Source organism: Nocardioides sp. TF02-7 (assembly GCF_022437945.1).
Lineage (GTDB): Bacteria > Actinomycetota > Actinomycetes > Propionibacteriales > Nocardioidaceae > Nocardioides.
This window is the reverse complement of record NZ_CP092535.1, coordinates 2,737,290-2,762,393: the sequence shown is the minus strand read 5'-3', so window position 1 is coordinate 2,762,393 and position 25,104 is coordinate 2,737,290. Positions and strand designations below refer to the sequence as shown.

Below are 25,104 nucleotides of genomic sequence, written 5' to 3'. Positions count from 1 at the left end.
GTTAGGATCCGGGAACCAGACCAACTGGTTGGTCTGTAACCCGAGACGAAGTCCGAAGCCCGAAGGAAGCCATGTCCCAGCACCGCACCACCGCCCGCCGCCACGTGACCGACGGCGGCCTCGAGACCGACCTGGTCTTCAACCACGGCATCGACCTGCCCGAGTTCGCGGCCTTCCCGCTGGTCGACAGCGACGAGGGCCGCAAGCTGCTCGCCGACTACTTCCGCGCCTACGTCGACATCGCCGTCCGCGCCGAGGCACCGGTGCTCCTCGAGACGCCGACCTGGCGCGCCAACCCCGACCACGGGGCGGCGCTGGGCTACGACGCCGCCGCGCTCGACCGGGTCAACCGCGCGGCCGTCGACCTGCTCACCGACGTCGCGGAGGAGCGCCGCGACGAGCTGGTCGGCTGGGAGGTCGGGGGCACCCTCGGCCCTCGCGGCGACGGCTACCAGTCGGCGGGCGGCGTCGACCCCGACGCCGCCGCCGACTACCACCGACCGCAGCTGGCGGCGTTCCGCGCCGCCGGCCTCGAGCGCGCGGCCGTGCTCACGCTCACCGACGTCGGCGAGGCGGTCGGGGTGGCACGGGCGGCTGCCGACGTCGGCCTCCGGATGGGGATCGGCTTCACCGTCGAGACCGACGGCCGGCTCCCCGACGGCACCACGCTCCCCGAGGCGGTCGCCGCCGTGGACGGCGCGGCCGCGCCGGCGTACTTCCTCGTCAACTGCGCGCACCCCGACCACATCGCCGCCGGCCTCGCCGACGGCGGCTGGCGCGAGCGGATCGGCGGCCTGCGCGTCAACGCCTCCCGGCTCACCCACGAGGAGCTCGACGCGATGGAGGAGCTCGACGCCGGCGACCCGCGGCAGCTCGCGGCCGACCAGCTGCCGCTGCTGGCGGCGTTCCCGGAGGTCGAGGTGCTCGGCGGCTGCTGCGGCACCGACGCCCGCCACGTCGCGGCGATGTGGGGCGTGCGTCAGCCCTGAGCGGCGTCGCCTCCGGCGCGGGGGTCGTCGCCGTCGTCGGCCTCGAGCCAGCCGCGGAACGCCTCCAGGTTGCGTGTCGGCTCACCCCGCAGCTTGCGCCACTCCCACTCCTTGCGGATCGAGGTCGCGAAGCCGAGCTCGAGGATGGTGTTGAACGACTCGTCGGCGTAGGTGAGCACCGAGCCGAGCAGCCGGTCGAGCTCGTCGGGCGTGACGGCGGCGAGGGGCAGCCGGGCGTCGAGATAGATGTCGCCGTGGTGGTCGAGCGCGAACGCGACGGCGTACATCCGCAGGTTGCGCTCGAGCAGCCACCGGTAGACCCGCTCGTGCTCCTCGTCGGGACGCCGGCAGACGAAGGCGTGCACGCCGAGGGCGTGCGGCCCGACGTCGATGCGCACCGGCGTCTGCAGCTTGCGCTCCCCGGGGAGGGAGAGGGGTGAAGATGCCGGGCTCCGGCTCCTCGTGCTCGATGCCCGCCTCGGCGAGGTGGCGTCGTACGACGTCGGCCGGGCCGGCCGGGTCGGCCGGGTCGGCGGGGTCGCGGCTCGGCTGGTCGGGCTGGTCGGGCTGGTCGGCGGTCATCGGGCGGCCGTCGCCTCCTTCATCAGGGAGCCCGCGCGGGCGTAGACGTCGAGCGTCTGCTCGGCGGTGGCGTCCCAGGAGAAGAGCTCCGCCTGCGCCAGCGCGCCGGCCGCGAGCCGGTCGCGGTAGCCCGGGTCGAGGACGACCGGCTCGAGCGCCCGGGCCCAGTCGTCGGGGTCGTGGGTGTCGACGAGGAGGCCGCTGTGGCCGTGGCGAACGACCGTGGTCAGGCCGCCGACGGCCGCGGCGACGACCGGCGCTCCGCTGGCCTGCGCCTCCACGGCGACCAGGCCGAAGGACTCGTTGTAGGACGGCACGGCGACCAGTGTCGCAGCGGAGTACCAGCCGGCGAGCTCGCGCTGCGGCACCGGCGGGACGAACCGCACCACGTCGGCGATCCCGAGGTCGTCGGCGAGGTTGGCCAGGGCGGTGGGCCGCTCGAGCCCGCTGCCGGACGGGCCGCCGACGACCGGGACGACCAGCCGGCGGCGCAGCTCGGGACGGCGCCGCAGGAGCGCCGCCACGGCGTGCAGCAGCACGTCGGGCGCCTTGAGCGGCTGGATCCGGCCGGCGAAGAGCAGCACCAGGGCGTCGGCGGGGATCCCACGCTCGGCGCGGGCGGTCGCCTGGTCGACCGGCCGGAACACCGCGGCGTCGACGCCCGGGTGCACCACCTCGACGCGGCCGGGCTCGGCGTCGTAGAGGTTGATCAGCTGCTTGGCCTCGAGGTCGGTGTTGGCGACGAGCACGTCGGCGGCGTCGACGACCTGCTCCTCGCCGATGACCCGGCCCTCGGGCTCGGGGGCGTCCCCGGTGGCGAGCGCGTCGTTCTTGACCTTCGCCATCGTGTGCATCGAGTGCACCAGCGGCACGCCCCACCGGTCGCGCGCGAGGGCGCCGACCTGGCCGGAGAGCCAGTAGTGGGAGTGGACGACGTCGTAGTGGCCGAGCGGCTGCGCCGCCTCGGTGCGCAGCACCTCGCGGGCGAACACGCACAGCTGGCCGGGCAGCTCGTTCTTGGTCAGGCCCTCGAACGGGCCGGCGTGGACGTTGTGCACCAGCACGCCGTCGGTGAGCTCGGCGACGGGGTCGAGCGCGCTCCTCGTGGCGCGCGTGAAGATGTCGACCTCGATCCCGCGCGCGGCGAGGCGGCGCGCGACCTCCACGACGTACACGTTCATCCCGCCCGCGTCGCCGGTGCCCGGCTGGTCGAGCGGAGAGGTGTGGAGACTGATCATCGCCAGCCGTCGGATCCGCTCCATGAGTACTCGGGCCTCCTCGGCCTGCTCGGGCCTGTCCACCGTGTCCAGGCCGCTCCGGTCCCCACCAACTCCGCAGCAGGAACCACCGGGTCGGTACCCGCATTCCCGGGGCAGCGACAATGAGGCCATGACCACACGTCGTGCCGTCGTGACCGGTGCCTCCAGCGGGATCGGGGCGGCCACCGCCCGCCGGCTGGCGGCCGAGGGCTTCGAGGTGGTGTGCGCGGCCCGCCGCACCGACCGGGTGGAGGCGCTCGCCGCCGAGATCGGCGGCATCCCGGTGGTCTGCGACGTCACCGACGCCGCCAGCGTCGAGACGCTGGCCGAGGCGGTCGGGCCGCGGCTCGACGTGCTCGTCAACAACGCCGGCGGCGCGTTCGGGATGTCGCCGGTCGCCGAGGCCGACAGCGACGAGTGGCGCCGGATGTACGACGTCAACGTGATCGGCCTGATGCAGGTCACCCGGGCGCTGCTGCCCGCACTGATCGCCAGCGGCGCCGGCGTGGTCGTCAACGTCGGCTCGACCGCGGGCCGCGTGGCCTACGAGGGCGGCGCGGGCTACACCGCCGCCAAGCACGGCACCAAGGTCGTCACCGAGACCCTCCGGCTCGAGCTCTACGACCAGCCGGTGCGGATCTGCGAGGTGGCGCCGGGCATGGTGCGCACCGACGAGTTCTCCCTCGTCCGGTTCGGCGGCGACCAGGAGCGCGCCGACGCCGTCTACGCCGGCGTGCCCGACCCGCTCACCGCCGACGACGTCGCCGACGCGATCACCTGGGTCGCCACCCGCCCGCCCCACGTCAACGTCGACGAGCTGGTGATCCGCCCCCGCGCGCAGGCGGCGCAGCACAAGGTGCACCGGGTGCTCTGAGGGGACTGAGAGGCTCAGGCCAGCGCCCGGTCGAGCGCCGCCTCGACGTGCAGCGTGGTGCACGGGAAGACCGGGAGCTCGGAGTCGGCCTGCTTGACGAGCAGCTCCAGCTCGCTGCAGCCGAGGACGATCCCACCGGCGCCCGCGTCCCACAGCTCCTCGATCATCCCGACGACCGTCTTGCGGGAGGTGTCGAGCACCTTCCCGTGCACGAGCTCCTCGTAGATGATCCGGTTGAGCTCGTCGTGGTGGCGCGCGTCGGGCACGAGCACGTCGAGCCCGTGCCGCCCGATCCGCTCGGTGAAGAACGTCCGCGACATCGCGAACCGGGTGCCGAGCAGGCCGACCTTCTCGACGCCCTTCTCCTTGCCGGCCCGCGCGACGACCTCGGCCAGGTGGAGCAGCGGTACGTCGACCGCCCCCTCGACCTGGTCGGCCACGCGGTGGAACGTGGTCGTGCAGAGCAGGAGGAAGTCGGCGCCCGCCCGCTCGACCGACCGCGCGGCGGCGACGAGGACCTCGGCGACGCCGTCCCAGTCCTCGGCCTCCTGCAGCGCGGTGACCTCGGCGAAGTCGACCGAGGCCAGCACGGTGCGGGCGGAGTGGAGCCCGCCGAGCCGGTGCTCGACGCCGCGGTTGAGCAGCTCGTAGTAGGCCGCGCTGCTCTCCCAGCTCATCCCGCCGACGAGTCCGATGGTCTGCATGGCGAGCAGTCTCCCACCCCGTGGCGGGGTTGGCGATCGCGGCTACTGGGGTGCCCGGTCGGGCGGGAAGCCGCCCCGCGCCACCGGGCCCCAGTCGTCGACGGTGATGCGCACCAGCGACTTGCCCTGCCGGCGCATGGCCCGGCGGTAGTCGTCCCAGTCGGGGTGCTCGCCGGCGATGCAGCGGTAGTACTCGACCAGCCCGTCCTCCGCCTCCGGCGACGGCATGTCGAGCACCTCGGCGGTGCCCTCGACCTGGACGTAGGGGTCGTTCCACTCGTCGGAGTGCACCAGCACCGTCACCGCGGGGTCGCGGCGCAGGTTCGCCGCCTTGGCCCGGTCGGGGTAGGTGGAGATCACGATCCGGCCGTCGCTGTCGACGCCACCGGTCACGGGCGAGAGCTGGAGCCGCCCGTCGCGGCGCCGGGTGACGAGGGTGTGCTTGTGGCGGATGCGGACGAAGTCGAGCAGCGCGTCGCGGTCGACGCGCTCGGCGCGGGCGATGGAGACCATGCGTCCGAGCGTACGGCTCCGGCGACAGGAGCCCTTGGGCATTGTCAGCCGCGCCCGGCGGCCGGGCGGTGCGCCTCCTCCACCAGCGGCCGGAGCAGATCGACGAGCCCCTCCCAGGTGGACCGGTCCTCGCTGCCCGGCGCGAAGCAGGCGTCGAGGACCAGCTCGTCGCAGCCGGCGTCGCGCGCGGCGGCGACCCGGGCGGCCAGGTGCTCGACCGGCCCGTGCCAGTGGCCCGGCGGCGCGGCGGGCTCCCCGGCCCCGGCGGGCTCAGCAGGACCCGGAGGGAGAGCTCGAGGTCCGGGCGGCCGTAGTCGTCGCGCGCGATCCGGTTGATCTCGGCGAGCCGGGCGACCGCGTCGGCAGGCTCCAGCCGGAACGGGTGCCACACGTCGCACCAGCGGGCGACCCGGCGCCGGGCTCCGCGCGCGACGAACCCGCCGTACGTGCGGACCTTGCGGCCGTCGGCGGGGCGCGGCGAGGTGTCGGCCGCCGGCACCACGAAGTGCTTCCCCCGGTAGTCGGGGACGGCCCCGGTCCAGCAGTGGTCCATGACCTCCAGCAGCTCGTCGGCGAGGGTCCCCCGGTCGGCCGTCGACCGCCCGAGCAGCGCCAGCTCGTCGGCGGACCAGCCGGTGCCGAGCCCGAGCGCGAACCGGCCCCCGGACAGCACGTCGAGGGTCGCGGCCCGCTTCGCGAGGTCGACCGGGTGGTGGTAGCCCGCGACCAGGACGGAGGTGCCGATGGTGCACCGCTCGGTGCGGGCGGCGACGAACGCCAGCACCTCGAGCGGGGCCAGCAGGTTGCGGTGGTGCTCCGGCCAGGGGCCGGCGCCGGTCCCGCCGTAGCCGGTGGTCGGGTGGACCGGGCGGAACAGGTGCTCCTGCACCCAGAGCGAGTCGAACCCGGCGCGCTCCGCCTCGACCGCGAAGTCGACGACGAGCGGCATCGTTGCCGCCGGTCCGAGCTGGGGAAGGCAGATGCCGAGGCGCAAGGCCGCTCCTTGGTCGAGTTGGTCGAGCTGGTCGGGCTCGTCGAGAACCGGCGCGGCCGGCTCAGCGGTCGGTGCCGGTCAGCCGCCGGCGCTGGATCTTTCCCGAGGGCGTCCGCGGGATCGCGTCGACGAAGACGACCTCCCGCAGCGCCTTGTAGGAGGACAGCTGGGGCTCCAGCCAGTCGAGGATCGCGGCGGCGTCGGGCGTCCAGCCGTCGGCGGGCACGACGGCCGCGCACGGCACCTCGCCCCGGCGCTCGTCACTCACCCCGTAGACCGCGCAGTCCGCGACCAGCGGCGACATCATCAGGACGTTCTCGATCTCGACCGGCGACACCTGGAAGCCGGAGACCTTGATCAGGTCCTTGAGCCGGTCGGTGACGACGACCCAGCCCTCCGGCTCGACGTGGCCGATGTCGCCGGTGCGGTACCAGCCTCCGTCGACGAACGGCGACACCTCCGGTTCGGGCAGGTAACCGGCCATCGCCGCGGGGCTGCGGGCGACGAGCTCGCCGGTCTCGCCGCGGGGCAGGAAGGCGCCCGTGGCCGGGTCGCGCGCCTCGACCTCCACCCCCTCGGGCGGCAGGCCCACGGTGTCGAGCCGGGCGTCGCGTCCGTGGTCGACGGGGTGCGCGGCGAGGACGGGGACCTCGGTCGTCCCGTACGCCGTCACCCAGCCGACACCGGTGCGGGCGGTGACCCGGGCGGCGAGCTCCTCGTTGACCGGCGTGGCCGACCAGTTGAGGTAGCGGAGCGAGCCGAGGTCCCGCTGGTCGAGGTCGGCCATCGCATCGAGCGCCGCCGCGATCGGCGCCACCGTCATCCCGATCGTGATCCGGTCGGCCTCGAAGCTGTCCACCATCGACCGCGGGCTGAACCTGGCGAAGAGGCGGATCCACGCTCCGCCGAGGAACGTCGCGCCGACGTTGACGATGCCCAGGATGTGCGCGAGGGGCGTCAGCGCCTGCAGCCGGTCGTCCGGGCCGACGTCGAGCGACGCCCGCCACTGCTGGGTGGCGACGAGGAGGCTGCGGTGCGTGTGCCGCACCGCCTTCGGCATCCCCGTGGTCCCGGAGCTGAACGGCAGGGCCAGCTCTAGCTCCGACGGGTCGAGCCGTCGTACGTCGTCCGGCACGACCGGCCGCGGCCCGTCGAGCAGGTCCGGCAGCCCGGTCCAGCCGGGTCGTGACCCGGAGGACAGCACCGCCAGCTCCGGCCGCCCGGCCGCCTCGAGCACCTCCGCCTGTGCCGGACCGGCGACGACGGCCACGGGGCGGGTGACGGCGAGGGCGTGCTCGATCTCCCGCTCCCGCCAGGCGGTCGAGAGCATGACCGCGGAGGCACGGAGCCGGCAGAGGGCGAAGAACGCGAAGACCCAGGCGGGCTCGTTGCCGAGGCACAGCGCCACCCGGGCGCCGGGCCCGATGCCGCGGGCCGAGAGCGCCTCGGCCAGCCGTTCCGCGGCGTCGTGCACCTCGGCGTAGGTGAGCTCCTCCTCGCCGGAGGCGAGCGCCACCCGGTCCGGCCAGCGCTCGGCCGCGTCCCGCAGGATCGCGTGGTAGTCGGCGTGCACCGCGTGCTACTGGCTCTCGAAGGAGGCGACCTGCTCGTACTCGGTGCCGACGACCTTGAACAGGTGCCAGTCCGGGTAGGGGTAGTGGCCGTCCTCGGAGTAGGCGAAGCCGTCGACCAGGCCGTCGAAGTCGACCTCCTGCGCGTCCAGCTCGGTCTTGAGGTCCTCGCCCGAGCAGGGGTGGCCGCACGAGGCGAGCGCCTCGCCGAAGGCGCGGGCGGTCAGGTACCCCATCACGGTGTAGCCGGCGTTGAGGGTGACGGCGTCGGTGGCCTCCAGCAACGGCTCGACCGCCTCGACGTACTCCGCGGCCGCGCCCTCCGCGCTCTCGGGGTCGACCAGCTCGTAGGTGGTGAACGCGTAGACGTTGTCGTCGTCGGACTCCTGCAGCGAGGTCAGATTGCCGGTGCCGTCGACCCAGATCACGGGGACGTCGAGCCGCGAGGACCGCAGGCCCTCCAGGACCGACAGGAACCCGGGGCCGAAGTTGCTGACGATCACCACGTCGGGGTCCGCCTGCACGACCTTCGCCACCTGCGCGCTCACGTCGGTCGCCGCGATGTCGAGCTCCTGGACCGTGGTGAGGTCGACGCCCGCGTCGCCGGCCTGGGCCTCGATCTCGTCCACCATCGCCAGCACCGTCAGCGTGTTGAGGTGGACGAGCGCGGTGCTGGGCGTGTCGGTGCCGCTCAGCTCCTTGGCCGCCTCGAGGAGGGCGCCCGCGGCGCTGGTGTTGTTGGGCCCGAGGCTGTAGACGTAGTCGTTCGGCTCCGCGACGGACAGGCAGGCCAGCGGCACCCGGTGCCGCTCCACCACCGGCGTCGCGGACGAGCAGTTCGCGCTCAGCACGAAGCCGAACATCGCGTTCACGCCCTCCGACGTCGCCAGCTGGGTCGCGTTGGTGGCCGACCGTGCGGCGTCGCCCGCGTTGTCGAGGGAGGTGAGCTCGATCGGGTGGCCGTCGATGCCGCCGTCGTCGTTGACCGTGTCGACGTAGGCCTGGACGCCCTGCTGGAGCGACTCGCCGTAGAAGGCCAGCGGGCCGGAGAGCTCGGCGTTGACCCCCACTGGTAGGCGTCGCCGTCATCGCCGCCCGAGGAGCCGCCGTCGCCGCCGCAGGCGGCGAGCGTGAGCGCGAGCCCGGCCAGCGCGGCGGAGGATCCGAGTGTGAAGAACCGTCGTCCCATCAGTGCTCCTCGGTGCACACGTCGAACTAGTTTCGACTTCGACGTCAAATTAGAGTCGCCCGGTCGCGGCTGTCAAGGGTGCTAGAGACCGTGGACGATCTCGGCCAGCGCGCGCAGGTCGTCCAGGGGCTGCGGCCCCGCCGGCGCGACCTGGAGGACGGTCACGCCCTGCTCGACGAACGCCTGCAGCCGGTCGCGGACGTACGCCGCGTCCCCGATGAGCGACGTCGCCTCGAGCAGGTCGTCGGGCAGCGCGGCAGCCGCCTCCGCCCGATGACCGGCGAGGTAGAGGTCCTGGACCTTCTCCGCCTCGGCGGCCCAGCCGTACTCACTGACGACCCGGTTGTAGAAGTTCGCACCCTTCGCGCCCATGCCGCCGACGTACATCGTCAGGTGGGCGCGGTCCGCCTCCCGCAGCCCGGTCACGTCCGGACCGATCGCCATCGGCCCGCCCGCGACCACCTCGAGCCGGCCGCGGTCGGCGCTGCGCTGCTGCGCACCCTTCCGCAAGGCCTCGCCCCCAGACCCGGTCCGCGCGCTCCGGCACGTAGAGGAACGGGATCCAGCCGTCGGCCTCCGCGGCCGCCAGCTCGACGTTGCCGGGGCCCAGCGCGGCCAGGTAGACGGGGATCTCCGCCCGCAGCGGGCGGTGGACGATCTTGAGCGGCTTGCCCAGCCCGGTCCCCCGGTCCTCGGGCAGCGGCACCTGGTAGCGACGACCGTCGTGGCGCAGGGCCTCACGGCGCCACACGCTCCGGCAGATCGCCATGATCTCGCGGGTGCGGCCCAGGGGCGCGTCGTAGGGCACGCCGTGCCAGCCCTCCACCACCTGCGGGCCGCTCACGCCGATGCCGAGCGAGAACCGGCCGTCCGAGGCGAGGTCGAGCCCGACGGCGGTCATCGCCAGGAGCGCGGGCGTCCGGGAGTAGATCGGGAGGATGCCCGACATCAGCTCGACCCGCTCGGTCACCGCCGCCAGGTAGCCCAACGCGCTCACGGCGTCGGCGCCGTACGCCTCGGGGACGGCGATGACGTCGACACCGGCCGTTTCGTAGGCGGCGGCGAGGTCGCGGACCCGACCGAAGTCGGCGCCGGCGTCGATGGTGACGGCCAGCCGTAGCGCAGACATCTGCATGCACCTTTCACGTGGAGCGGCCGGCCCCGCCGGGCGTCATCGCGGCGGGACCGGCCGTCAGGGGCGACGGACCCGGCGGTCAGTCGCTGGGGAAGGACGCGACGCTCTCCACGTCCTGGCCGGCGATCCGGTAGAGGTACCAGTTCGGGTAGGGGTAGTGGTCGTCGCCGTCGTAGCCGAACTCCGATTCGAGGTTCGGCAGCTCGAGCGTGGTCTGGGTGAGCTGCTCGCGCAGCTGCTCGCCCGAGCAGGGGAAGCCGCACTCGGCCATCGCCTCGCCGAAGAGCCGGGCGGTCATGTACGCCGGCACGCTGTAGGCGCCGTTGAGGGTGAGGATGTCCTCGCCCTCGATGTGGCCCCTCGCTGGCGGCGACGAACTCCGCCGCAGCGCCCTCGGCGGCGGCCGGGTCGACGATCTCGTAGGTCGTCAGCGCGTAGACGTTCTTGTCGGTCGACTCTGCGAGGGAGGGCAGGTTGCCGGTGCCGTCGAGCCAGATGAACGGGGCGTCGACGCCCGCGTTCCGCACGCCCTTCAGCACGCCGAGGAAGCCCGGGCCGGTGTGGCTGATCAGGACGGCGTCCGGGTCGGCGTCGACGATCCTGGCGACCTGGGTCGACGGGTCGCTCGCGGCGATGTCGATCTCCTGGCGGGTGGCGATCTCCACCCCGAGATCACCGGCCGCCTCCTCGGCGTTGTCCCCGAAGCCGATCGACGTCAGCGTGTTGATGTTGACCAGCGCGACGCTCGGCGCGTCGTTGCCGGTCACCTCCTTGGCGGCCTCGAGCATCGCGGTCGCCCCGCGGGTGTTGTCGGCACCGAGGCTGAACGCGTAGTCGTTCTCCTCCGCCAGCGACATGCACGCCAGCGGCACCTGGTAGCGCTCGGCGACCGGGGTCGCTGCCGAGCAGTTGGCGCTGAGGACGAACCCGAACATCGCGTTCACCTCCTCGGCGGTGGCCAGCTGCGTGGCGTTCGTCGCGGTCCGGGAGGCATCCCCGGCGTTGTCGAGGGCCACCAGCTCGATCTCGTGGCCGTCGATGCCGCCCGCGGCGTTGACCTCCTCGACGTACGCCTCGATCCCGGCCTGCATCCCCTCGCCGTAGTAGGCGGTCACACCGGACAGCTCGGCGTTGATCCCCCACTTGTAGGTGCCGTCCTCATCACCGGAGGCGCCGCCGTCGTCGCCACCGCAGGCGGCCAGGGTGACTGCCAGCACCCCGGTCGTCAGGAGCGCCAGGGCCCTCCTCGAACGCTTCGAGTTCATGCGTTACCTCCATGTGAGCGACGCCATATTTTGACGTCGACGTCAATCTAGAAATCAGGGTCCTGCTCTGTCAAGGGAGCCGACCGGCACGTCGTGACCTGTGGATGGATCCGATGTCGGATCCGGTCAACCCGCGATCTCCTCCGCGGCCTCGCCGAGGTACGACCGCTTGACCTCGTCGCTGGCCATCACGTCGTCCGGCGGGCCCACCCGGAGCACCTCGCCGAAGTTCATCGCCATCAGCCGGTCGCAGTTGGCGATCACGAACCCGGGGTCGTGGTCGATGAGCGCGATCGTCCGCCCGAGCCGGCGCATCTCCGCCAGGGCCTCCGAGATCGCGCCCCGCTCGCGCGCGCTGACGCCCGAGGTCGGCTCGTCCAGGAGGATCAGCCGGGTGCCGACCGCCATCGCCCGGGCCATGTCGACCAGCTTCTGCACCGCGCTCGAGAGCTCGCTCAGCGGGCGGTCGGCGTAGGCGCCGAGGTCGAGCAGCTCCAGCGCCGCCATCGCCCGGCTGCGGGCCTCCTCCGTGCGGAACCGGGTGCGCCGGTGGTCGGAGAAGGTGATCGCGCCCCACGCGGAGTTCCGCAGCTGGCCGAGCGCGACCAGGTTGAGCGCGGTCAGGTCGGCGAAGTAGTGCGTCGACTGGAGGCTGCGACCGATGCCGAGGTCACGCACCCGGTGCGGACGGATCTTCGCGAGCGGACGACCCTGGAACGTCACCTCCCCCGGACCGGCCGGACCACACCGCTCACCACGTTGAGGATCGTCGTCTTGCCTGCGCCGTTGGGGCCCACGATGCCGAACGTCTCGCCCTCGCGGACGTCGAAGGTGATGTCGCGCAGGATCGAGACGCCGCCGAGCTCGACGTCCACGTTGGTGAGGCTCAGCATCGTCGTCATGCCTTCTCCCGGCCGAGGTAGGTGTCGAGGACGCCCTCGACGTCGAGCTCGTCGATGGCTCCGGCCGCGACCACGGTGCCGTCGTCCATCACCTGCACGCGGTCGGCGACCTTCAGCGACTCGGTGACCGCCTGGTCGGCGGCGAGGATCGCGAGCCCCTGTTCGTCGGCGAGCCGGCGCAGGTACTGCATCAGCTCGCGGACGACGCCGGGTGCCAGGCCGAGCGACAGCTCGTCGACCAGGAGCACCTTGGGCTTCCGCAGGAGCGCGAGCGCCGTCGCGAGCATCTGCCGCTCCCCCGCCGCTGAGGAGTCCCGCCCGCACCTCGAGCCGCTCCTGGAGCCGGGGGAAGAAGTCGAGCACCTGCGCCTTCTGCTCCCGGTCGGGCGCGACCAGGCGCAGCTGGTCGTCGACGGTCATCCCGGTGAACACCTTGTTGCGCTCGGCCACCAGCTCGAGACCGGCACGCGACAGCGTCAGCGGGTTGGGCCGGCGCACCGGCCGTCCGAGGAGCTCGACCCGGCCGCTCGAGCGTCCGGTCTCGCCGGGGAGGAAGCCGACGATGCCCCGCAGGGTGGAGGTCTTCCCGGCGCCGTTGCGACCCAGCATCATCGTGAGCGTCCCGGGCTCCAGGTCGACGTCGTACCCCGTCACCGCCGGCGCTCCGCGGTAGGCCACCTGCAGGTCGCGGACCTTCAGCGCGGCGCTCACCGAGCCGCCCTCCTGCCGCCGCGGACGGCTCGTCCCAGGGATCGCAGCCTCGCCTCCGCCTTGCGCAGCAGCCCCTCGATCCCGTCGGGCTCGAACAGGATGACCAGGAGGAACAGCAGCGAGAACAGTCCGGCGTTCACCGTGCTCACGTTGTTGAGGTACCAGTCGAAGTTGATCCCGGACTCGAAGGCCCAGGTCGCGACCTCGTTCTGGAGGATGTAGGGCAGGACCGTGATGATCACCGCGCCGATGACCGCGCCGAGCCGGGACGACACGCCGCCGATGAAGATCATCGTGACCAGCGTGATGGTCAGCGTCAGCGTGTAGGACTCGTAGTCGGCCCGGCCGACCCAGTAGGCGAACATGCACCCGGCCACGGCGGTGACCGCTCCGCTGGCCGCGAACGCGTAGAGCTTCCAGCGCACGACGTCGACACCGCTCATCGCCGCCGCGACCTCGCTCTCCTTCAGCGCCTTCCACGCCAGCCCGACCCCCGTGCGCTCCACCAGCGCGGTGAGCAGGTAGATGGCGACCGCGATGCCGATCAGCAGCCAGTAGAGGTTGGTCCCGAAGGAGAAGTCGGTCGAGCCGATCTGCAGGGGCGGGAGCACCAGACCTGCGGGGTGGTACTCGCCCTGGTACTGCCGGGTCAGCGAGGTGACGATGAACTGGAGCGCCATGCTCGAGAGCAGCAGGTAGAGACCCTTGAAGCGGAGGCCCGGCAATCCCGACACGATGCCGACGATCCAGCCCACCGCCGCCGACCCGAGCAGGATGACCGGGAAGCTCTCGACGCCGTAGTTGGCGAGGATGCCGGCGGTGAAGGCGCCGATGGCCATGAACGCGCCGCCGCTCAGCGCGACCTGGCCGGCGCCGCCCACCAGGATCGACTGGCCGATCGCGGCGATCGCGAAGATCGCGCACGACTGGCCGATCAGGTTGACGTAGGGCCCGGCGCCGGCCGCCCAGAACGCGGCTGCGACCAGCAGGGCGCCGACGAGCAGGTGGGTGGGCGCCCCGGGCCTGGTGACCGTCGCCCGGGCGCGGGCCACGAGGCCGTGGCGGCCGGTCGGGGCCGGGAGCGGCTCGGAGCGGCCCGGGCCGGGCTCGCCGGCGAGCGGCGGGGCCGCGTCGGTGGCGGGGGTCTCGGTCGACGACGTCTCCATCACAGCCTCACGACCTCGGCCTTGCCGAAGAGGCCGGTCGGGCGGAACAGCAGGAAGCCCAGCATCACGCTGAACACGATCAGGTCGATCCAGTCGGCGCCCAGCGACGCGGCGACGGCGTTCTGGAGTCCGCCGAGGACGAACCCGCCGAACAGCGCACCGGGGACCGAGTCGAGCCCCCCGAGGATGATGGCGGGGAAGGCGAAGAACCCGATGTTGGCGACGCCCACGGGGTCGACGTTCGCGCGGAGCGCGAAGGCGATCCCCGCGAACGCGGCCGTGAGCCCGGCCAGCCCCCAGGCGATCGTGGCGACCCGCGCGGCGCTCACGCCGAGGTGCACCGACAGGGCGGGGTTGTCGGCGACCGCGTTCATCTGCAGCCCCAGCTGGGTCTTGGAGATGATCAGCAGGATCGCCCCGACGACCACGACCATGATCGAGACCGACACGATGTCGGCGAAGGTGATCGTCGCCCCGGCGACGTGGAACGACTTCGACATCACCACGTCGGGGAGGGCCAACGGGCTGGTGCCGTACCGCACCGCGACCACCGCCTGCAGCACACCGGCCAGGCCGATGGTGGCGACCGACGTGGCGAAGGGCTCCCGGGCGGCGACCCGGGCGAACACGACGATGTAGACGAACGCGCTGAACAACGCCACCAGGACCACGGTGATCGCCGTGGCCGGGAAGAAGCCCATGTCCTGGTTCTTGACCAGGTCGTAGAAGAGGAAGGCGCCGAGCAGCATGAAGCCGCCCTGGCAGAAGCTGAGCACCTTCGAGGCACGGAACAGCAGGACGAACCCCACGCCCACCAGCCCGTAGAGAGCGCCTGTGACTACCGAGCCCCAGACCGCTTGCGAGACGACGCCCACCTGGATTCTCCCCTGCTTGCCGTGGTCCCCGGAAACGAAATTGATGTCGACGTCAGATTATTGCCCACGTCACATCCCGTCAACGACGTGGGCCCGGTTTCTCACGGTCCGGGTCGACCGGCTCGATCCCCCTCCTCGATCGCCTTGATCAGCAGCGCCGTGAAGGTGGAGTAGAACCGGCACATCCGGATGAAGCCGGTGCAGAACCAGAGGCCCGGCTGCGCCGAGCGCCGCCAGGTGTTCGCGTACTCGTTGTCGTCGGCCCGGCCGTAGGCCTTCTCGATCCGGGCGGCCGCCGCGCCCAGCGTCGGGCGCATGTGGTTCCACATCTGCTCGTAGCCGGTGGCGAAGACGATCACGTCGACCTCGAGCTCCGAGCCGTCGTCGAAGACGACCGTGCGCCCGTCCTTGACCTCGACCAGCTCCGTGCCCTGCTTGAGGGCCACCCGCCCGTCCGCCACCAGCTCGGAGGCACCGATGTTGATCTGGTAGCCGTCCATGCCGGACATGTGCGCGCCGATGATCCCGGTGCCGTCGGGTCCCCACTCGAGCTTGAACCCGCGGGCGGTCAACCGCTCGTGCAGGTCGCGGTCCTCCTCGGCCGCGCGCGCCACGAGCTGCTTGTTGAGCTCGTCCACCCGCTCGTTGGGGAGCGCGTAGGCGATCTGGTCGGCGTACTCGGGCGGGAACACGGGGTACTCCGTGAACTGACCGGACCAGTACTTGTGGTGGGTGTCGTAGTTGATGACGTACGTCGCGCTGCGCTGCAGCATGGTGACCTCGACGCCGTGCTCGTAGAGGTCCTGGGCCAGCTCGTGGCCGCTGACCCCGGCGCCGACCACCAGCGCCCGCTGCCCCTCGAAGTCCGCGCCGCTGTGGAAGTCGTCCGAGTGCAGCGCGACCCCGGTGAACCCCTCGAGGCCGGGCACCCGAGGCGTCCGCGGCGACCCGAACAGGCCGCCGGCGACGACGAAGTGACGCGGCCGCAGCTCGCGCACCGAGCCGTCGCCGCGGCGCACCCGCAGCGTCCAGCGCTCCGCGTCCTCGTCGTAGTGCCCGCTGAGGTAGGTCGTGCTCAGCCACACGTTGAGGTCGAGCAGCTGAGCGTAGGACTCCAGCCAGTCGGCGAACTTGTCCTTCGGCGTGTGCGCGGTCCAGGTCGGCGGGAACGGCAGGTAGGGCATGTTGTCGCCGTAGACGGTGCTGTGCAGGGCGAGCGCGGCGTACCGCCTCCGCCAGGTGTCGCCCACGCGCGCCTCCCGGTCGATCACCAGGGTCGGGACCCCGAGCGCCCGCAGCCGTGCGGCCACCGACAGGCCGTTGTGCCCGGCGCCGAGCACCACGACCGCCGGGTCGCCGTCCTCGAACGACGCCTCGCGCTCCCGCTGCTCGCGCCAGGTCGGACGCCCGGGGACGATCCGGTAGGCCTTGCCCTCGGGACGCCGGTGCCGGACGCCCTCGGGGTGCTCCGGGAGGGCGCACACCTGGGTCTGCATCACCGAGGCGACGTAGTCCGCGCCGTCCCGGACCAGGCCGACGTAGCCGCGGTCGCGCCGGTCCCTCGTCGTGAAGTCGAAGAAGCAATGGAGGATCCCGTCGAGGGGCGTCGGGGGCTGGCCCTCCGAGACGGCGAAGCCGGCGGCCTCGTGAGCCTTGGCGAGCCCCACGAGCCGCTCGGCCACGTCCTCGCGCCCCAGTGCGTGGGAGAAGTCCCAGGCGAACGCCATGAAGTCGCGCCAGGTGGCGTCTGCGGTGAAGAGCCGCGCGAGCTCCGACGACGACCCCGACTCGACGGCGCGCTCGAAGCGGGTGAGCCAGGTCCGGAAGATCTCGGCCGCCTCGGCGCCACCGGGCGCCACGGCTTGCTGCGTCTCGTTCATGGTCCCCCCATCGTGTAGATAGTGCACACCGTTGGCCGTTATCAGCACACGGTAGGCCGATGGTCCACCGGAGTCAATCACCCCGCGACAGACCGGCGGCGTACCCTGTCGCCGTGCCAGAGACCGATCGGAGCGCCGGCCAGCCCGGGACCCAGACCCTTGCGCGGGGCCTTCGGGCGCTGGTGGCCGTCGCGGAGTCGCCGGCCGGGATGACGGTCCAGGACGTCGCCCGGACCCTCGACGTCCACCGCTCGATCGCCTACCGCGCGCTGCAGACCCTCGCCGACCACGGCTTCGTGCGGCCGGGGGCCGACGGCCTCTACCGGGCGGGCGCCCGGTTGGCGGCGCTCTCGCAGGCCTACCTCCCCGAGCTGCGGATGCAGGCGCTGCCCGTGATGCGCGAGCTCGCCGACGGCATCGGCGCCACCGTGGCGCTGTTCGTGGCCGAGGGCACCTCGGCGGTGGCGATCGAGATGGTCACCCCGACGACGGTCGGCATGCACGTGGCGTTCCGGCAGGGCGAGCGCACGCCGCTCGACCGCGGCGCGGCAGCGTACGCGCTGCGGGCCGCACAGCCGCCGCTGCCCGGCGAGCCGGAGCAGGTCCGGCTGGTCCGCGAGCGCGGGTACGCCGTGAGCCACGGGGAGATCGAGGCCGGGCTGCACGCGGTGGCCGCACCGGTCCGGGGTGCCTACCCGCCCGCCTGCCTCAACGTCATCACCGGCACCGAGGAGCGCATCGACGCGGCGGCGCCGCGGGTCGTCGAGGCCGCCGCCTCCCTGGCCGTCGCGGCCGTCGGCGACATCGCCTGACGCGACGCGGCCCTCCAACGCGGGTCGGCGGTCGCGCGCGCCTCGAGGGGTTGACGGCGAAGGCGCGCGCCATCGACGATGTGATTAACGAATAGCACTGATCACATATTGAACGCCGTCCCGACCCAGGAGCCGCGCGATGCCCGTCGCCCTCTGCGCCATGTCCCACACCCCACTGATGGACAAGCTCGACCCGCCCGTGGACGTCCGGCAGGAGGTCACCGCGGTGCTCGACCGGGTCCGCGGGTTCGTGGCGGACTTCCGGCCCGACCTGGTCGTCGGCTTCGCCCCCGACCACTACAACGGCTTCCTCTACGAGGTGATGCCGGCGTTCTGCATCGGGGCGTCGGCGGAGTCGATCGGCGACTACGGCCTCCCGGCCGGCCCGCTCCCGGTCGACGCCGCCACGGCGCGCCGGATCGCCGCGGCCGTGCTCGACGCGGGAGTGGACGTCGCGTTCTCCGAGCGGATGCAGGTCGACCACGGCCTGGTCCAGCCGCTGCTGCTCCTCCTCGGTGCGCTGGACGCGGTGCCGGTCGTGCCCGTGTTCGTCAACTGCGTCGCGGAGCCGCTCGGCCCGGCCACCCGCAGCGTCGCGCTCGGCCGGGCGGTGGGTGAGGCACTCGCCGGCGACGACCGCCGCGTCCTGCTCCTGGCGAGCGGGGGGCTCTCGCACGACCCCCGGTCCCGCGGATCCGGGAGGCGACGCCCGAGGTCGCCGAGCGACTGACGGTGCGCCGCCCGGTGCCGCCCGGCGAGCGGCGGGACCGGGAGGAGCGCACCGTCGCCGCGGCCCGGGCGTTCGCCGGCGGGGACGGCGCCTTCCACGACCTCAATCCTGCGTGGGACGAGGCGTTCCTCGACGCGTGCGCGACCGGCGACCTCGAGCGGTTCGCAGCCCAGCCGGTGTCCTGGTACGTCGAGCAGGCCGGCCACTCCTCCCACGAGGTGCGGACCTGGCTGGCGGCGTACGCCGCCCTCGGCGTCCACGGCCCGCACGAGGTGACCGACCGCTACTACCGGCCGATCCGCGAGTGGTTCGCCGGCTACGGCGTCACCACCGCCGTCCCCGCAGGTGCGGGGGTGCGGGCGTGACCTCGATCTGGAGCGCCCTCCTCGGCGCCGACCTGGTCGTGCGCCACCAGCTGCTCGCCGGCTGGGACACCCGGCTCCTCGAGGCGGGGACCGGCGACGTGCCCCTCCTGCTGCTCCCCGGCACCGGCGGGCACCTCGAGGCCTACGCCCGCAACGTCCACGCCCTGGCCGCCGACCGACGGGTGGTGGCCTACGACTACCCCGGCCACGGCTTCAGCACGCTCGCCACCCACGACCTCGAGCTCGAGCACTACGTCGCCCACCTCGACGCCCTGGTCGACCACCTCGGCGTCGAGCGGGTCGACGTGTGCGGCGAGTCGCTCGGGGGCTGGGTCGCGGTCAAGTACGCCGTGGCGCGTCCGGAGCGGGTGCGCCGCCTGGTGCTGAACACGCCGGGCGGCACCATGGCGGACCCGGCGGTGATGGAACGGATCCGCTCCCTGTCGCAGGCGGCGGCCGACGACCCGACGCCGGAACGGGTCCGCGCCCGCCTCGAGTGGCTGATGGCCGACCCGGCCGCGGTCACCGACGAGCTGGTGGCCGTGCGGCGTGCCGTCTACTCCCGCCCCGGCTTCGCGCGGTCGATGCGCCACGTGCTGTGCCTCCAGGACCCGGAGGTGCGGGCTCGCAACCGCATCACCGACGACGAGCTGCGCGCACTGGTCCACCCGACCCTGGTCGTGTGGACCAGCGACGACCCGTCCGGGCCGGCGGCCGCCGGCCTGCGGATGGCCGACCTCGTCCCCTGACGGCCGGTTCGAGCTGGTCGAGCACGCCGGGCACTGGCCGCAGTGGGAGCAGCCCGAGCGGTTCAACCGGCTGGTCCGGGACTTCCTCGCGGAGCCGGCATGACCGCCCGCCCGTCCCAGGACCGGGTCGTCGTCGTCGGCGCCGGCCCGACCGGTCTGACCCTCGCGAACCTGCTCGGGGTGCACGGCATCGGCGTCGACGTGCTCGAGGCCGGCCCTGGGCTGCTCGACTACCCCCGGGCCGTCGGCATGGACGACGAGAGCCTCCGGGTCTTCCAGGGCGCCGGCCTCGTCGACGCGGTGCTCCAGCACACCGGCCCCGACCACGCCATGCGGTTCCTCGGAGCCGACGGCAGGCCGATCGCCGAGATCGCACCACGCACCGGCGCCTACGGATGGTCGCGCCGCAACTCCTTCATCCAACCGCTGGTCGACCGCGAGCTGCTGCGAGGTCTGGACCGGTTCCCCCACGTCCAGGTGCACTTCGGCGTCCGGTGCACCGGCATCGAGCAGTACGGCGACCGGGTGCGGGCGCACGTGTCCGGAACCCGCAGCGGGGTGTGGGAGGCAAGCTACCTCGTCGGCGCCGACGGCGGCCGGTCCTCGGTCCGCAAGGCGCTCGGCGTCTCCTTCGACGGCACCACCGAGTCGACGCGCTGGCTCGTGGTCGACATCGCGGGCGACCCGCTCGGGACGCCCAACGTGCACGTCGGCTGCGACCCGCGCCGGCCGTACGTGTCGATCCACCTCCCCACGGCGTGCGCCGGCTCGAGCTGATGCTGCACGACGGCGAGGACCAGGACGTGGTCGACGACCCGGCCCGGTTGCGGGCGCTGCTGGCGCCCCTGGTGCCCGACCCCGCGCGGCTCGACGTGATCCGGGCCCGCGTGTACACCCACCACGCGCGGGTCGCGGGCCGCTTCCGCTCGGGACGGGTGCTGCTCGCCGGGGACGCCGCCCACCTGATGCCGGTCTGGCAGGGGCAGGGGTTCAACTCCGGCATCCGCGACGCCGCCAACCTCGCCTGGAAGCTGGCTGCGGTGCTCCGCGGCCACAGCGGCGACGCCCTGCTCGACACCTACGACGTCGAGCGACGCCCGCACGCGACCGCGATGGTCAACCTCTCGACGCTCGTCGGCCGGATCATCTCCCCCACCCGGCTGTCCGTGGCGCTCGCCCGGGACGCGTTCTTCCGGGCGCTGGGCGCGGTGCCGGCGGCCAAGAGCTACCTCACCGAGATGCGCTTCAAGCCGATGCCGCGCTACGAGGAGGGGGCGGTGGCGCATGCGACCCGGCCGCTCCCCCAGGACTCCCCGTCGGCCGGATGTTCCCCCAGCCCCGGGTGGCCTCGCGCGACGGCACCGTGGTGCGCCTCGACGACGCGTTGGGCGACTGGTTCGCCGTCCTCGTCTGGGGCAACCCCCTCGAGCGGGTCGTCGACGCAGCGACCCGCACGACCCTCGAGCGGCTGGGAGCACGGCTGCTGGAGGTGCGCCCGATGACGCAGCTCCACTGGCGCTCGGCGGCGGAGGACGCCACGCTGGGCACCGTGGTGGGCGACGCGGACGGTGACGTCAAGCGCTGGTTCGACCAGCATCCTGTGGGCGTGGTGGTCCTCCGGCCGGACCGGATCGTCGCGGGCGCCGGGCTCGCCCAGGACACCGGGCAGCTGGTCCGGGCGGTCGCGCGGGCGACCAGCATCCGCACACCACCGGCAACGCCGTCCCGGCTCGAGGAGGAACGCCCATGGCGGACTTCACGTTCGCACCGTTGACGCCGGTCTCGTTCCTCGACCGCGCCGTCAGCGCGTTCGCCGGGCGCCCGGCGGTCGTCGACGGGGACCGCCGGTTCACGTACGCCGACCTCGCCGACCGGCGGGACCGGCTGGTGTCGGCGCTCGCCCGGCTGGGGGTCGAGCCCGGCGACCGGGTGGCCGCGCTGTGCACCAACAGCCACGTGCTGCTCGAGCTCCACCACGCCGTCCCGGCCCGCGGCGCGTGCCCTGGTCGCCGTCAACGTCCGGCTGGCCGAGGAGGAGATGCGCTTCATCCTCGACCACTCCGGCGCCTCTCTCCTGGTCGCCACCGAGGAGCTCGCCGACCGCGCCCGCTCCCTGGCGGCTGCCTGCGGCGTACCGGTCGTCGTCGCCGGCGGCCGCGACGACGACTACGAGCAGCTCCTCGCCGCTCCGGCCGACCCGCGGGACCGGGCCGAGGTCACCGACGACCAGCTGCTGGCGATCAACTACACCTCGGGGACGACCGGGCGGCCGAAGGGCGTCATGTACCACCACCGGGGGCGCCTTCCTCCAGTCCGTCGCGATGGCGCACCACGCCCGGCTCGGTCCCGGGAGCGGCTACCTGTGGACGCTGCCGATGTTCCACTGCAACGGGTGGTGCTTCACCTGGGCCGTGACGGCGGCCGGCGGCACCACGTCTGCCTGCGGGCGGTCCGCCCGGACGCCGTGTGGCGGCTCCTGCGCGACGAGCCGGTCACCCACTTCAGCGCGGCACCCACGGTGCTGACGATGATCGCGGAGGACCCGGCCGCGACGCCGCTCACCGACCGGGTGCACGTCGACACCGGCGGCGCCCCACCGTCGCCCGCCCTGCTGGGCCGGCTCGAACGGTTGGGCCTCGACGTCACCCACCTCTACGGCCTCACCGAGACGTTCGGGCCGGTCGCCGTCAACGAGTGGCAGCCCGAGTGGGACGAGCTCGACGGCGGCGCCACTGCGGCGCTCCGCGCCCGGCAGGGCGTCGGCAACATCATCTCGGCGCCGCTCCGGGTGCTCGGCCCCGACGGCGACGACGTGCCGGCCGACGGTCGGACGCTGGGCGAGATCGCCGTCCGCGGCAACAACGTGATGCTCGGCTACTACCGCGACCCCGAGGCGACCGCGGCCGTCACCAGGTCCGGCTGCTTCCTCACCGGCGACCTGGCCGTGCTGCACCCCCGACGGCTACGTCGAGATCCGCGACCGGCGCAAGGACATCATCATCTCCGGTGGGGAGAACATCGCCTCCGTCGAGGTGGAGCGCGCCCTCGACGCGCACCCGGACGTCGTGGAGTCCGCCGTCGTCGGCAGGTCCGACGACCGGTGGGGGCGAGGTGCCGGTCGCGTACGTCACCCTCCGGCAGGGTGCGTCGGTCTCGGCCGACGACCTCGTGGCGCACCTCCGCGGCCGGCTGGCGGGTTTCAAGGTCCCGCGGCGGGTGGTCTTCTCCGACCTGCCCAAGACCGCCACGGGAAAGATCCGGAAGAACGTCCTGAGGACGTGGGAGGAGAGCTGACCATGCCCGCCATCGACGTCGACCGCCGGGTCGAGCCCGGCACCCGGGCGGTCCTGGACCGTCTGCCCGGCTGGGACCTGACCAGCGTCGACACCATCCGTTCGACCTACGCCGCCGCCGGCGGGCCGCCGGAGCCGCCCGACCCCAGGGTCCGCCGCTCCGACGAGGTGGTGGCGGGGCTCGACGGCCGGCCCGACGTACGTGTGCGGTGGTATCGGCCGGCCGACGCGACCGGACCCCTCGCCTGCGTCATGTGGCTCCACGGCGGCGCCTACGTGATGGGCGACCTCGACGAGAACGACGGCCGCCTGCAGCGGATGGTCGTCGACACCGGCTGCGCCGTCGTGTCGGTCGACTGGCGCCTCGCCCCCGAGCACCCCTTCCCCGCAGGGCTGGAGGACGCGGAGTCCGTCTGGTGCCGGATCACCGACGACCCCCTCCGCTTCGGCGTCGACTCCGGCCGGCTGGTGGTCGGCGGCGCCAGTGCGGGTGCCGGCCTGGCCGCCGGGCTGTGCCTCCGGCTCCGGGACGCCGGCCTCGCGCTCCCCGCCCTGCAGCTGTTGGTCTACCCGATGCTCGACGACCGGGAGATCACGCCGTCGATCCGGGCCATCGCCGACGACCCCGGGCACTGGGGCTTCTGGCACCTGCGGGCCAACCGGCTGTGCTGGGCGGCGTACCTCGGCGAGCTGGCCGGCGGCGACGTCCCGGCCACCGCCGCACCCGCCAGGGCGGAGGACCTCTCCGGGCTCCCGCCGGCGTTCCTGGCGGTCGGCGACGTCGACGCCTTCGTGCACGAGAACCTGGCGTATGCCGGGCGGCTGGTCGGCGCCGGCGTGCCGACCGAGCTCCACGTCTACCCGGGCGTGATCCACGGTGGCTACGGCGCACCGCCGGCCACGCCGCGCACGGCGCAGCTGCTCCGCGACGTCCACGGCGCGGTCCGCTCGGTCGTCGCGGGCGAGTTCCCGGCGCGGCCGGAGGCCGGCCGGTGAGCGGCCCGGCGCGGCACGTCGTCGTGCTCGGCTCGGGCGCGGCGGGACTGACCGCGGCGCTCGCCGCCGCCGTCGGGGGGCGCGCGGGTCGCGCTGCTCGAGAAGGCGGAGCTCCTCGGCGGCACGACGGCGTTGTCCGGCGGCACCATCTGGTTCCCCGCCAACCAGCCCGCCCGCCGGGCGGGGGTCGAGGACTCGCGCGAGCGCGGCCTGGAGTACCTCGCCAGCCTCTCCAACGGGATGATCCTCCCCGAGCTCGCCGAGGCACTGGTCGACGGCGGCCCTCGGTTCGTCGACTTCGTCGAGGAGCACACCGAGCTGCGGATGCGGCTCGTCGCCGGCTACCCCGACTACCACCCGGAGCACCCCGGCGGCCTGCCGCGCGGCGGCCGGTCGATCGAGCCGGAGCTGGTCTCCTTCGCCGGCATGGAGGAGTGGGCGGACCGGATCGCGGGTGAGCCGCGGCGGATGTTGATCGCCGAGACCCCGCTGGGCGGCGGCACGGGCGTGGTGGCGCCCGACCTGCTCGCCGAGCGCGAGGCCGCGCAGCAGGAAGGCCTCGGGCGCGCGCTGGTCGCCGGCCTGCTGCGGGCCTGCCTCCGGCGCGGCGTCGAGGTGGCGACCCGGACCCGCGGCACCCGGCTGGTCGTCGAGTCGGGCGCGGTCGCGGGCGTCGAGGTCGAGGGCCCGGACGGCCACCGCACCATCCGCGCCTCGGCGGTGGTGCTCGCCACCGGTGGCTTCGAGTACGACGCCGCACTGGTGCGCGACCACCTGCGCGGTCCGCTCGACCGGCCCGTCGGAGCGCCCACCAACACCGGCGACGGGCTGCGGATGGCGATGCGGGTCGGGGTCCGGCTCGGCAACATGCGCGAGGCGTGGTGGTCCCCGATCGTCGGCCTCCCCACCACCGGCGCGACGGCGGCCGGGACGGGCTGCTGTGCGCCCGGGAGCGGGCGCTGCCCGGGTCGATCATGGTCAACCGCCACGGCCGGCGGTTCTGCAACGAGGCCGCCAATTACAACGCCCTCGGCGGCGCGTTCCACCGGCTCGACGAGTCACGCCTGGACTACGAGAACGTGCCGGCCTACCTGCTGCTCGACCAGGCGACGGTCGACCGGTTCGGCGTCTTCGGGTCCGCGCCCGGCGCGCCGGTCCCGGAGTGGGCGGCGCGGGCCGGCACCATCGCCGACCTGGCCGCGGCGTTGGGGCTGCCGGCCGCACCGCTGCTGGAGACGGTCGACCGGTTCAACCGGCACGCCGCGGAGGGGTGGACCCCGACCACGGCCGTGGCCGGAGCGCCTACGACCGCTGGCCGGGCGGCGGGGCGAGCGACCCCGACTCGCCGTTCGCGACGCTCGGACCGGTGGCGACCCCGCCGTTCTACGGGGTGGAGGTGTCCATCGGGGCGCTCGGCACCAAGGGCGGCCCCCGCACGGACGCCGACGGGCGGGTGCTCGACGTCGACGGCGACGTCATCGACGGGCTCTACGCGGCGGGCAACGTGATGGCGAGCCCGTCGGGCATGGTCTACGGCGGAGCCGGGGCCA

24 protein-coding genes and 3 pseudogenes are annotated in these 25,104 nt (G+C 73.5%); 13 read left to right on the top strand and 14 right to left on the bottom strand.

All coding sequences use genetic code 11. The annotated features are described in order from the left end of the window. Positions 1–71 precede the first annotated feature (71 nt). Positions 72–989 (top strand): homocysteine S-methyltransferase family protein, encoded by a 918-nt coding sequence (locus tag MF408_RS14200; RefSeq protein ID WP_240248249.1) that lies wholly within the window; start codon positions 72–74, stop codon positions 987–989. Here MF408_RS14200 and MF408_RS14195 read toward each other — a convergent pair. Then, a pseudogene (locus tag MF408_RS14195) lies at positions 980–1,460 on the bottom strand (YbjN domain-containing protein). The gene MF408_RS14200 and the pseudogene MF408_RS14195 sit on opposite strands and share 10 nt — an antisense overlap. On the opposite strand from MF408_RS14195, the gene MF408_RS14190 reads away from it, so the two are divergent. Beyond that, positions 1,452–1,616 (top strand): hypothetical protein, encoded by a 165-nt coding sequence (locus MF408_RS14190; protein ID WP_240248247.1) that lies wholly within the window; start codon positions 1,452–1,454, stop codon positions 1,614–1,616. The pseudogene MF408_RS14195 and the gene MF408_RS14190 overlap by 9 nt on opposite strands. Here the strand turns inward: MF408_RS14190 and mshA are convergent. Further along, a complete protein-coding gene (gene mshA / locus MF408_RS14185) occupies positions 1,568–2,833 on the bottom strand; it encodes a D-inositol-3-phosphate glycosyltransferase (protein WP_240248246.1) in 1,266 nt (421 codons plus the stop codon). The two genes, MF408_RS14190 and mshA, sit on opposite strands and share 49 nt — an antisense overlap. A 127-nt stretch (positions 2,834–2,960) precedes the next feature. Here mshA and MF408_RS14180 point away from each other — a divergent pair, with 127 nt between their 5' ends. Then, on the top strand, positions 2,961–3,704 hold the full coding sequence (locus MF408_RS14180) for an SDR family NAD(P)-dependent oxidoreductase (protein WP_240248245.1): 744 nt from the start codon (positions 2,961–2,963) through the stop codon (positions 3,702–3,704). Between the two features lie 14 nt (positions 3,705–3,718). On the opposite strand, the gene MF408_RS14175 is transcribed toward MF408_RS14180, so the two are convergent. The 12 genes and pseudogenes from MF408_RS14175 to MF408_RS14125 form a co-directional block, all read right to left on the bottom strand. After that, positions 3,719–4,408, bottom strand: coding sequence for an aspartate/glutamate racemase family protein (locus MF408_RS14175; RefSeq protein WP_240248244.1), 690 nt, complete (start codon positions 4,406–4,408; stop codon positions 3,719–3,721). Between the two features lie 42 nt (positions 4,409–4,450). Next, positions 4,451–4,921 carry a PPOX class F420-dependent oxidoreductase gene (locus MF408_RS14170; RefSeq protein WP_240248243.1) on the bottom strand — a complete coding sequence of 157 codons (471 nt, stop codon included), beginning with the start codon at positions 4,919–4,921 and terminating at the stop codon, positions 4,451–4,453. A 44-nt stretch (positions 4,922–4,965) separates the two neighbouring features. Beyond that, positions 4,966–5,310: a hypothetical protein gene (locus MF408_RS14165; RefSeq protein WP_240248242.1), complete on the bottom strand. Its 345-nt coding sequence runs from the start codon at positions 5,308–5,310 to the stop codon at positions 4,966–4,968. Between the two features lie 666 nt (positions 5,311–5,976). Beyond that, positions 5,977–7,488: a class I adenylate-forming enzyme family protein gene (locus MF408_RS14160; protein WP_240248241.1), complete on the bottom strand. Its 1,512-nt coding sequence runs from the start codon at positions 7,486–7,488 to the stop codon at positions 5,977–5,979. 6 nt (positions 7,489–7,494) lie between these two features. After that, positions 7,495–8,556 (bottom strand): ABC transporter substrate-binding protein, encoded by a 1,062-nt coding sequence (locus tag MF408_RS14155; RefSeq protein WP_240248240.1) that lies wholly within the window; start codon positions 8,554–8,556, stop codon positions 7,495–7,497. Between the two features lie 200 nt (positions 8,557–8,756). Beyond that, positions 8,757–9,137, bottom strand: coding sequence for an LLM class flavin-dependent oxidoreductase (locus MF408_RS25545; protein ID WP_275693176.1), 381 nt, complete (start codon positions 9,135–9,137; stop codon positions 8,757–8,759). A gap of 118 nt (positions 9,138–9,255) precedes the next feature. Continuing rightward, positions 9,256–9,777: pseudogene (locus tag MF408_RS25540) on the bottom strand (LLM class flavin-dependent oxidoreductase); the annotation flags it as partial. Next, complete coding sequence (locus tag MF408_RS14145; protein WP_240248239.1) at positions 9,669–11,075, bottom strand: ABC transporter substrate-binding protein; 1,407 nt, start codon at positions 11,073–11,075, stop codon at positions 9,669–9,671. The gene MF408_RS14145 and the pseudogene MF408_RS25540, both read right to left, overlap by 109 nt. 126 nt (positions 11,076–11,201) lie before the next feature. After that, positions 11,202–12,631: pseudogene (locus MF408_RS14140) on the bottom strand (ATP-binding cassette domain-containing protein). Between the two features lie 53 nt (positions 12,632–12,684). Then, the gene (locus MF408_RS14135) at positions 12,685–13,854 is read right to left on the bottom strand and encodes a branched-chain amino acid ABC transporter permease (RefSeq protein ID WP_240248238.1); all 1,170 of its coding nucleotides are present in this window, start codon (positions 13,852–13,854) and stop codon (positions 12,685–12,687) included. Beyond that, positions 13,854–14,729, bottom strand: coding sequence for a branched-chain amino acid ABC transporter permease (locus MF408_RS14130; protein ID WP_275693175.1), 876 nt, complete (start codon positions 14,727–14,729; stop codon positions 13,854–13,856). Before MF408_RS14130 ends, MF408_RS14135 begins: the two co-directional genes overlap by 1 nt. A 101-nt stretch (positions 14,730–14,830) precedes the next feature. Continuing rightward, positions 14,831–16,609 (bottom strand): NAD(P)/FAD-dependent oxidoreductase, encoded by a 1,779-nt coding sequence (locus tag MF408_RS14125; protein WP_240248236.1) that lies wholly within the window; start codon positions 16,607–16,609, stop codon positions 14,831–14,833. 113 nt (positions 16,610–16,722) lie between these two features. Here MF408_RS14125 and MF408_RS14120 point away from each other — a divergent pair, with 113 nt between their 5' ends. The 10 genes from MF408_RS14120 to MF408_RS14085 all read left to right on the top strand — a co-directional run bounded on the left by MF408_RS14120 (position 16,723) and on the right by MF408_RS14085 (position 25,062). Continuing rightward, positions 16,723–17,421 carry a helix-turn-helix domain-containing protein gene (locus MF408_RS14120; RefSeq protein ID WP_240248235.1) on the top strand — a complete coding sequence of 233 codons (699 nt, stop codon included), beginning with the start codon at positions 16,723–16,725 and terminating at the stop codon, positions 17,419–17,421. A gap of 139 nt (positions 17,422–17,560) precedes the next feature. Then, positions 17,561–18,151 carry a hypothetical protein gene (locus MF408_RS25535; RefSeq protein ID WP_275693174.1) on the top strand — a complete coding sequence of 197 codons (591 nt, stop codon included), beginning with the start codon at positions 17,561–17,563 and terminating at the stop codon, positions 18,149–18,151. 2 nt (positions 18,152–18,153) lie between these two features. Next, a complete protein-coding gene (locus tag MF408_RS25530; RefSeq protein ID WP_275693173.1) occupies positions 18,154–18,516 on the top strand; it encodes a hypothetical protein in 363 nt (120 codons plus the stop codon). After that, the gene (locus MF408_RS14110; RefSeq protein WP_240248234.1) at positions 18,513–19,265 is read left to right on the top strand and encodes an alpha/beta fold hydrolase; all 753 of its coding nucleotides are present in this window, start codon (positions 18,513–18,515) and stop codon (positions 19,263–19,265) included. Before MF408_RS25530 ends, MF408_RS14110 begins: the two co-directional genes overlap by 4 nt. Before the next feature lie 99 nt (positions 19,266–19,364). Beyond that, positions 19,365–20,042: an FAD-dependent monooxygenase gene (locus MF408_RS25525; RefSeq protein WP_275693172.1), complete on the top strand. Its 678-nt coding sequence runs from the start codon at positions 19,365–19,367 to the stop codon at positions 20,040–20,042. Continuing rightward, on the top strand, positions 20,024–20,767 hold the full coding sequence (locus MF408_RS25520) for an FAD-dependent monooxygenase (protein WP_275693171.1): 744 nt from the start codon (positions 20,024–20,026) through the stop codon (positions 20,765–20,767). The genes MF408_RS25525 and MF408_RS25520 overlap by 19 nt, the downstream gene beginning before the upstream one ends. Further along, on the top strand, positions 20,764–21,039 hold the full coding sequence (locus MF408_RS14100; protein ID WP_240248233.1) for a hypothetical protein: 276 nt from the start codon (positions 20,764–20,766) through the stop codon (positions 21,037–21,039). Before MF408_RS25520 ends, MF408_RS14100 begins: the two co-directional genes overlap by 4 nt. A gap of 228 nt (positions 21,040–21,267) precedes the next feature. After that, positions 21,268–22,539: an AMP-binding protein gene (locus MF408_RS14095; RefSeq protein ID WP_275693479.1), complete on the top strand. Its 1,272-nt coding sequence runs from the start codon at positions 21,268–21,270 to the stop codon at positions 22,537–22,539. Positions 22,540–22,561: 22 nt separating this feature from the next. After that, positions 22,562–23,554, top strand: a complete 993-nt coding sequence (locus tag MF408_RS14090; RefSeq protein ID WP_240248232.1) for an alpha/beta hydrolase — start codon at positions 22,562–22,564, stop codon at positions 23,552–23,554. A gap of 878 nt (positions 23,555–24,432) precedes the next feature. Continuing rightward, positions 24,433–25,062 (top strand): FAD-binding protein, encoded by a 630-nt coding sequence (locus MF408_RS14085; RefSeq protein ID WP_240248231.1) that lies wholly within the window; start codon positions 24,433–24,435, stop codon positions 25,060–25,062. Positions 25,063–25,104: the final 42 nt, after the last annotated feature.

Bases quoted from the DNA above. Each gene is read 5' to 3' on its own strand.
- MF408_RS14200 (WP_240248249.1), top strand. From the start codon at position 72: ATGTCCCAGCACCGCACCACCGCCCGCCGCCACGTGACCGACGGCGGC.
- mshA (WP_240248246.1), bottom strand. From the start codon at position 2,833: ATGGAGCGGATCCGACGGCTGGCGATGATCAGTCTCCACACCTCTCCG.
- MF408_RS14180 (WP_240248245.1), top strand. From the start codon at position 2,961: ATGACCACACGTCGTGCCGTCGTGACCGGTGCCTCCAGCGGGATCGGG.
- MF408_RS14175 (WP_240248244.1), bottom strand. From the start codon at position 4,408: ATGCAGACCATCGGACTCGTCGGCGGGATGAGCTGGGAGAGCAGCGCG.
- MF408_RS14170 (WP_240248243.1), bottom strand. From the start codon at position 4,921: ATGGTCTCCATCGCCCGCGCCGAGCGCGTCGACCGCGACGCGCTGCTC.
- MF408_RS14145 (WP_240248239.1), bottom strand. From the start codon at position 11,075: ATGAACTCGAAGCGTTCGAGGAGGGCCCTGGCGCTCCTGACGACCGGG.
- MF408_RS14135 (WP_240248238.1), bottom strand. From the start codon at position 13,854: ATGGAGACGTCGTCGACCGAGACCCCCGCCACCGACGCGGCCCCGCCG.
- MF408_RS14125 (WP_240248236.1), bottom strand. From the start codon at position 16,609: ATGAACGAGACGCAGCAAGCCGTGGCGCCCGGTGGCGCCGAGGCGGCC.
- MF408_RS25535 (WP_275693174.1), top strand. From the start codon at position 17,561: ATGCCCGTCGCCCTCTGCGCCATGTCCCACACCCCACTGATGGACAAG.
- MF408_RS25525 (WP_275693172.1), top strand. From the start codon at position 19,365: ATGACCGCCCGCCCGTCCCAGGACCGGGTCGTCGTCGTCGGCGCCGGC.
- MF408_RS14100 (WP_240248233.1), top strand. From the start codon at position 20,764: ATGACGCAGCTCCACTGGCGCTCGGCGGCGGAGGACGCCACGCTGGGC.
- MF408_RS14090 (WP_240248232.1), top strand. From the start codon at position 22,562: ATGCCCGCCATCGACGTCGACCGCCGGGTCGAGCCCGGCACCCGGGCG.